Below are 6,447 nucleotides of genomic sequence, written 5' to 3'. Positions count from 1 at the left end.
ATGATCGTCACGCTTGAGAACGCTGCATCAAGCCATTCACTCAATTGTCTCGCGGCGAAGACTCTTGTACGGCTTGTCAAGGTGCCTGGAAGCTGTAATTTGCAGCTTTAAGCCAACGTTAGCGGAGCGGCTCGCTAACCGTGCAGCACGAACGATAGCTTCAGCTGTCTCAGGATCCGAGACGTTGTACACATTCGAATTTACCGGGTGGACATACCTGACCAGCATTCCGATGTAACGAATTATTTCATGGATGTTTACCTATAGAGTGGATCCTTATACGATGAGGGCGGTATCCAATGCCCTTCATCAGGCGCGAGTAAGCCATGTTAATTTAGTGCATGACAAAGCGACTTAAAGATTTAACTTTATAGGTGCGCAAACCTTGGACAGACAAATACACGAAACCGGATACAGACTCAATAACCCCCACATATAAATATAATATAATTGAGCACCCAAACAATGAACAGCACTAGCTCACTGACTGATCCCCCCAACAACTTCAGCATAGTCATAGTTAATTACAAAACACCAGAAATCACTAAGATATGCTTAGAGTTATTGCACCAGCACCTAGGTGACAACAATGTCCCAATATGGGTGGTTGACAACTATTCGGCCGATGAAAGCACCAAATACTTACGAACACTTGACTGGATCAACTTAATAGAACGATCTGTTTCTGAACCAGAACCAGGCCATATCGCACATGGCAAAGCACTCGACCTGGTATTGGAGCGAATTGAAACTGATTATTTGTTCTTGATGCATACCGATACATTTATTTTCGATAAAAATGTCTTCCCGATGATGCTAAACAAGTGCATAAAAAATAAAAATGTTGTAGCCATCGGCTGTGTAGAGCAAATCAATCGAGGCACCGCGAGAACTGTTTGGCGCTTTAGTTCACGACTACTAAAATATCATTACAGACGCCTTAAAACCTCTATGGGATTACGATCCAGAGAACCAAAACCATACAGAGAGGTCTATTTGAAGAGCTTCTGCACATTGTGGAACTGCAAACTCGTCAAACAGCACGGCATGCACTTTTCGATGGATGATCGTGTTCCTGGATATACCCTTCAAGACCGCATGACCGAGCTTGGCTATGACATTGAAACTTTATCGCCACGTAAAATCTTCAGCTATCTTGATCATATCCAGGCTGGTACTGTCGCAGCGGCTGGCGGCTATGGAAAGACTCATAGACGAACCAAAATGTACAATAATATACTTAAGCGTCTGAACAACGTTAACAGTAAACCTTAAGCTACAACGGCCTGCACGAGCCGTGCGTTCGACTTTGCTTTAGGTCACCCAAAAGTCGTTGTATTAAGTTATCGGAGATAACAATGGCAGTCATCACTCAAGCACTACCCATCACTCTCTCACCCGAGCTTGATTTCGACCAGAACAACGCCAGCGCCTTTGGTGACTCATTGGCTAGCCACTATGTTCAGGCGACGCCATTTCCGCACATAATCATCGACAACTTCTTGCACGAAGATCTGATTGCAAGTATTTGCTCAGATTTTCCGGTCGAGCCAACCAACAACGAGATGCTCTACGAGCGAGGCTATAAAGGGCAACGAAAACGCCAAATCAGTCCAAACGAATGCTCTCCATTTTTAAAGACGATTTTCAATGCTTTCAACTCCGCACCCATGCTGCAATTTCTTGAGAAGTTAACAGGCATCGAAGGCTTGATACCTGACCCCTACTTTGCCGGTGGCGGCTTGCATGAAACGAAAAGCGGTGGTTTTCTGGGGGTGCACTCGGACTTCAGGCTTAACAAAAAGCTTAACGTCGAACGCAGACTGAATATTATTATTTATCTAAATAAAGACTGGAAAGAAGAATATGGAGGCAATCTGGAACTGTGGGATGTCCACATGAAGACCTGCCTTAAAAAAATCCTGCCTATTTACAATCGCTGCGTCATTTTTAATACGGACAAAGACAGCAACCATGGGCACCCAGAGCCATTGACAACCCCGGAACACATTACTCGCCGGTCGATAGCGCTTTATTACTATACCGCAGGTACCTTGGTGATCGATCCAACGCAAAGAAACAAAACCCACTACAAACCAAGGCCCAAAGATCGTTTCAGCCTCAAGTACTACATGAACAAATTAATTAAGAAGAAAAACTAAGCTATACAGCCAGACGATTGAGCTTGTGCTTTTTGGGCTTTAACTTGCGAATCCGCATTCGCTCTGCACGCTCAATCGCAGCTATGCAATTGCTTGTTGATCTCTTCACCCGTTTCACAGCCGCAGCACTACCGACTGTCGGCTTCGAGCCGGTTGCCGTCCTTCGCGACAGGTAAAAAACGGCATAAGTCGGTCAGTTATACCCTGTAGAGAAGTTAATTTTCGCGTCAATCACGAAGACAAAAATTGTACTAATGAAGTTAACCTAATCACCACAACAGACGGTAAGTTCCTAATTGCAGAGGTCAAACGTAGTGTCGCCAGTTCTGTTGACACCCCTCAGGCAATCGATGGATTTATATCTGAATGCAATAAAATCCAACCAGACCTCGCAATTTTATTTCTTGAACAATAGTGCGAAAAAAAGCAAGACGAAAAAATATATAAAATCAGACTTATAAAATCAGCCATGTCTATCAGAGAAAGACTCCCAACGGGGCAGGATTAAAAGTAATCACCGCAAGCGATTTAGAAAAATATCACGAATTGCCCTCCAACTTTGGTGTTGGTATATGCGGTGACCGGGCAAATGATTTTTTATGGACCAACCAATAAGATGATCAAGGCACCTCCAAGGGAAACCGACGAGGAGCACTACATTGTTGCGAAGCGCCACCCAAAAATTGCGGAACACTTCACTTTTCTTAGGGCATAAAAAAACCCGCAAATCGTTGATCTACGGGCTTTTAAAAGTGGAGGCCGAGGTCGGAATCGAACCGGCGTAGGTGGATTTGCAATCCACTGCATAACCATTTTGCTACTCGGCCTCAAACATCTGATGTCATGTAGAACAACACCAAACGCGTACAGACTTGGAGAAGACTCTAGATCTAACTCCTTGAAAACATTGAGCTTTTTAAGCGTTCACTGCTTTCGATGGCGTGAATTATGTACTGATTTCCGAAGGCTGGCAACCCCTTGATTTCAAAAAAAATTTGTCGGGCGCTTTGCATGTTTGAATGCAGGCGCGACTCTTCACCGACATCCCCCAAACCGCCTTCGACGTACCCCCGCCCCGCTTAATGCCCACGAATGTAGTATTCCAACTGCCGAATCAAATCGACTTGCTCGACGATTGCCTCTTTCACCATCTGGTCCGGCGCGATGCTATGCACGTGCTGGTTTTGCACGACCTTCAGTTTTAGCAGCTGTGCGGCTGTTTTCATGGATACCTCAGCTATCGTTGCGCATTGCCGAGGCTTGAACTCAAGCCACCCCGACTTCCACCACGCCGCCGTTCAGCCGCACCGGCCAGACCCGCAAACGCTGCTGCGGGTACTCCAGGCAACTGCCGTCCTCCAGGCGGAAATGCTGTTTATAGATCGGTGAAGCAACAACCAGATCGCCCTTGATGCTGGCGACCAACCCGCGCCCGATGACGTTCGCCCCGGATTGCGGGTCATGGTTGTCGATGGCGAAGAGGCTTCGACCCCCGGCGCCCGGCAGGTAGAACAGCGCCACTTGTGCGCCGTCGAGCCACACGACGACGCCGGAGTTAGAGACGAGGTCCTGCTGTGCGCACACGGTTTGCCAGACATCGTTGTTGCTCAGGGAATCGATGCGTTGGGTAGTGGACTGGCTCATCAGGCAATCTCCTCGGTGACAGGAATCAGGTTGAGTTCGGCGGCCATGATGGGGCGCCGTTGCCCGCGTTCCTGGACAAAATGGATGTCCGGATCCGGGCGTTTATCGTTGACGAAGGTCCGGAAGCGCTTGAGCTTTTCCGGGTCTTTGAGGGCATTGGCCCACTCGCATTCATAGCGGTCGACCACCCATTGCATCTGCGATTCGAGTTCGGCGCCAAGCCCGAGGCTGTCGTTGATGATCACCTCTTTGAGGAAATCGAGGCCGCCCTCCAGGCTTTCGCGCCACACCGAGGTGCGTTGCAGTTTATCGGCGGTGCGGATGTAGAACATCAGGAAGCGGTCGATGTAGCGGATCAGCGTGGCGTCGTCGAGATCGGTGGCGAACAACTCGGCGTGACGCGGGCGCATGCCGCCGTTACCGGCGATGTAGAGGTTCCAGCCCTTCTCGGTGGCGATCACGCCGACGTCTTTGCTCTGGGCTTCGGCGCACTCACGGGTGCAACCGGACACCGCGAACTTAAGCTTGTGCGGCGAGCGCAACCCCTTGTAGCGGTCTTCGATGGTCAGCGCCATTTGTACGCTGTCCTGCACGCCATAACGGCACCAGGTACTGCCGACGCAAGACTTCACCGTCCGGGTCGATTTGCCGTAGGCGTGCCCGGTTTCGAAACCGGCTTCGATCAGCTCGGCCCAGATGTCCGGCAACTCATGCAACTGCGCGCCGAACAGGTCGATTCGCTGGCCACCGGTGATTTTGGTGTAGAGGTCGTATTTTTTCGCCACCACACCGATCGCTATCAGTTTGTCGGCGGTGATCTCGCCACCGGGAATGCGCGGCACCACCGAATAAGTGCCGTTTTTCTGCATGTTGGCCATGAAGGTGTCGTTGGTGTCCTGCAACGGCACCAGCGAGGCATCCATGATCGGCTGGTTCCAGCACGACGCGAGGATCGAGCCCACGGCCGGTTTGCAAACGTCGCACCCGGTGTGGCCACGGCCATGTTTGGCCAGCAGTTCCTCGAAGGTGATCACCCCTTCTACGCGGACCAGCGCATACAGCTCCTGACGGGTATAAGCGAAGTGTTCGCACAGGCTTTTATCGACACTGACGCCACGGGCAATCAGCTCGTGCTCGAAGACTTGCTTGAGCAGACCGGCGCAACCGCCGCAGCCTGTGCAGGCCTTGGTCTGAGACTTGAGCAGCCCCAGGTCGGTGCAACCGCCATCGATGGCCGAGCAGATGGAACCCTTGGTGACGTTGTGGCACGAGCAGACCGTGGCCGATTCCGGCAGCGCGCCCGGCCCCAACGTCGGCGCGCCTTCGGATGACGGCAGGATCAGGCTGGCGGGCTCCGCCGGCAAGGCAATTGCGTTCTGCATGTATTGCAGCAGCGTGTCGTAATAGCGGTTGTCGCCGACCAGCACCGCGCCGATGACGTGTTTGCCGGAGGCATCCACCACCAGCCGCCGATAGCTGGCCGTGGTTTCGTCGATGAACTGAAAGCTGCGCGCACCCGGCGTGTGGCCGTGCGCATCGCCGATGGAGCCGACGTCGACGCCCAGCAGCTTGAGTTTGGTTGACATGTCGGCCCCCAGAAACGGCTCGGCCGTGGCGTTGCACAGACGTGCCGCCACACCGCGCGCCATCTGGTAACCCGGCGCGACCAGGCCGAACAGCCCGCCATTCCAGGAGGCGCACTCGCCGATGGCGTAAATATCCGGATCGCTGCTCAGGCATTCGTCGTTAATCACCACGCCGCCGCGTGGACCGATGTCCAGCGCACATTGCCGGGCCAACGCATCCTGTGCACGGATGCCGGCCGAGAACACGATCAGGTCGGTTTCCAGAAACTCGTCGTTGGCGAAATTCATGCGGTAGCGATACTCCTCGCCCGCACTGATCGATTGAGTGGCGCGCGACAGGTGCACACCGACACCGAGTCTTTCGATCTGCGACTTCAGCGCAAGGCCCCCCATGTCGTCCAGTTGCACCGGCATCAGGCGCGGGGCGAACTCTACGACATGCGCTTCCAGACCGAGGCTTTTCAGGGCGTTGGCGGCTTCCAGGCCCAGCAGGCCACCGCCGACCACCACGCCGCGTCGTGCGTTGGCCGCGGCGGCACGGATCGCGTCGAGGTCTTCAAGGGTTCGATACACCAGACGCGAATCGCCTTCGGCGCCTTCGACTGGCGGCACAAACGGGTAGGAACCGGTGGCCAATACCAATTTGTCGTAAGGAATGCAGCCTTGCGCGGTCATCACCTGGCGACGAGCGCGGTCAATTTCCAGCACCGGCACACCTAAATGCAGAGTGACGCCCGGCGTCTGGTAAAGCGACGCATCGGACAGGGCCAGCGACTCGGCATCGCGGCCGGTGAAGTACTCGGACAAATGCACGCGGTCGTAGGCGCGCATCGGCTCCTCGCTGAAGACGTGCAGTCGATACTGATCAAGAGCGCCCCGCTCGATCAACTGCTCGACGCAATGGTGTCCGACCATGCCATTGCCGATCACGATCAGCGTTTGCACTTTGTTCAACGCGGCAACATTGGAATTCATAAGAAGCACCCGGCTAAAACGGTTCAAAAAGCAAAAAAAAACGCCTGAAACCTTGCGGTTCCAGGCGTCTTTGCCTGTTC

At 52.8% G+C, this 6,447-nt stretch carries 4 protein-coding genes, 1 tRNA gene and 1 pseudogene; 2 read left to right on the top strand and 4 right to left on the bottom strand.

Annotated features, from left to right (window positions below):
- Window positions 1–465 precede the first annotated feature (465 nt).
- Window positions 466–1,275, top strand: coding sequence for a glycosyltransferase (locus ACI77H_RS27930; protein WP_407015002.1), 810 nt, complete (start codon window positions 466–468; stop codon window positions 1,273–1,275).
- 83 nt (window positions 1,276–1,358) lie between these two features.
- Window positions 1,359–2,162: a 2OG-Fe(II) oxygenase gene (locus tag ACI77H_RS27925; protein WP_407015001.1), complete on the top strand. Its 804-nt coding sequence runs from the start codon at window positions 1,359–1,361 to the stop codon at window positions 2,160–2,162.
- A 753-nt stretch (window positions 2,163–2,915) separates the two neighbouring features.
- On the opposite strand, the gene ACI77H_RS27920 is transcribed toward ACI77H_RS27925, so the two are convergent.
- The 4 genes and pseudogenes from ACI77H_RS27920 to nirB form a co-directional block, all read right to left on the bottom strand.
- Window positions 2,916–2,989: transfer RNA gene (locus ACI77H_RS27920), tRNA-Cys, on the bottom strand.
- Window positions 2,990–3,295: 306 nt separating this feature from the next.
- A pseudogene (locus tag ACI77H_RS27915) lies at window positions 3,296–3,388 on the bottom strand (histidine kinase); the annotation flags it as partial.
- A gap of 40 nt (window positions 3,389–3,428) precedes the next feature.
- Window positions 3,429–3,806 (bottom strand): nitrite reductase small subunit NirD, encoded by a 378-nt coding sequence (gene nirD / locus ACI77H_RS27910; RefSeq protein ID WP_407014999.1) that lies wholly within the window; start codon window positions 3,804–3,806, stop codon window positions 3,429–3,431.
- Window positions 3,806–6,367 carry a nitrite reductase large subunit NirB gene (nirB, locus tag ACI77H_RS27905; protein ID WP_407014998.1) on the bottom strand — a complete coding sequence of 854 codons (2,562 nt, stop codon included), beginning with the start codon at window positions 6,365–6,367 and terminating at the stop codon, window positions 3,806–3,808. Before nirB ends, nirD begins: the two co-directional genes overlap by 1 nt.
- Window positions 6,368–6,447 lie beyond the last annotated feature (80 nt).

The sequence above is a fragment of the Pseudomonas sp. O230 genome (assembly GCF_045447035.1).
Lineage (GTDB): Bacteria > Pseudomonadota > Gammaproteobacteria > Pseudomonadales > Pseudomonadaceae > Aquipseudomonas.
The sequence above is the reverse complement of the archived record's forward strand: the minus strand, read 5'-3'. Positions and strand labels throughout refer to the sequence as shown.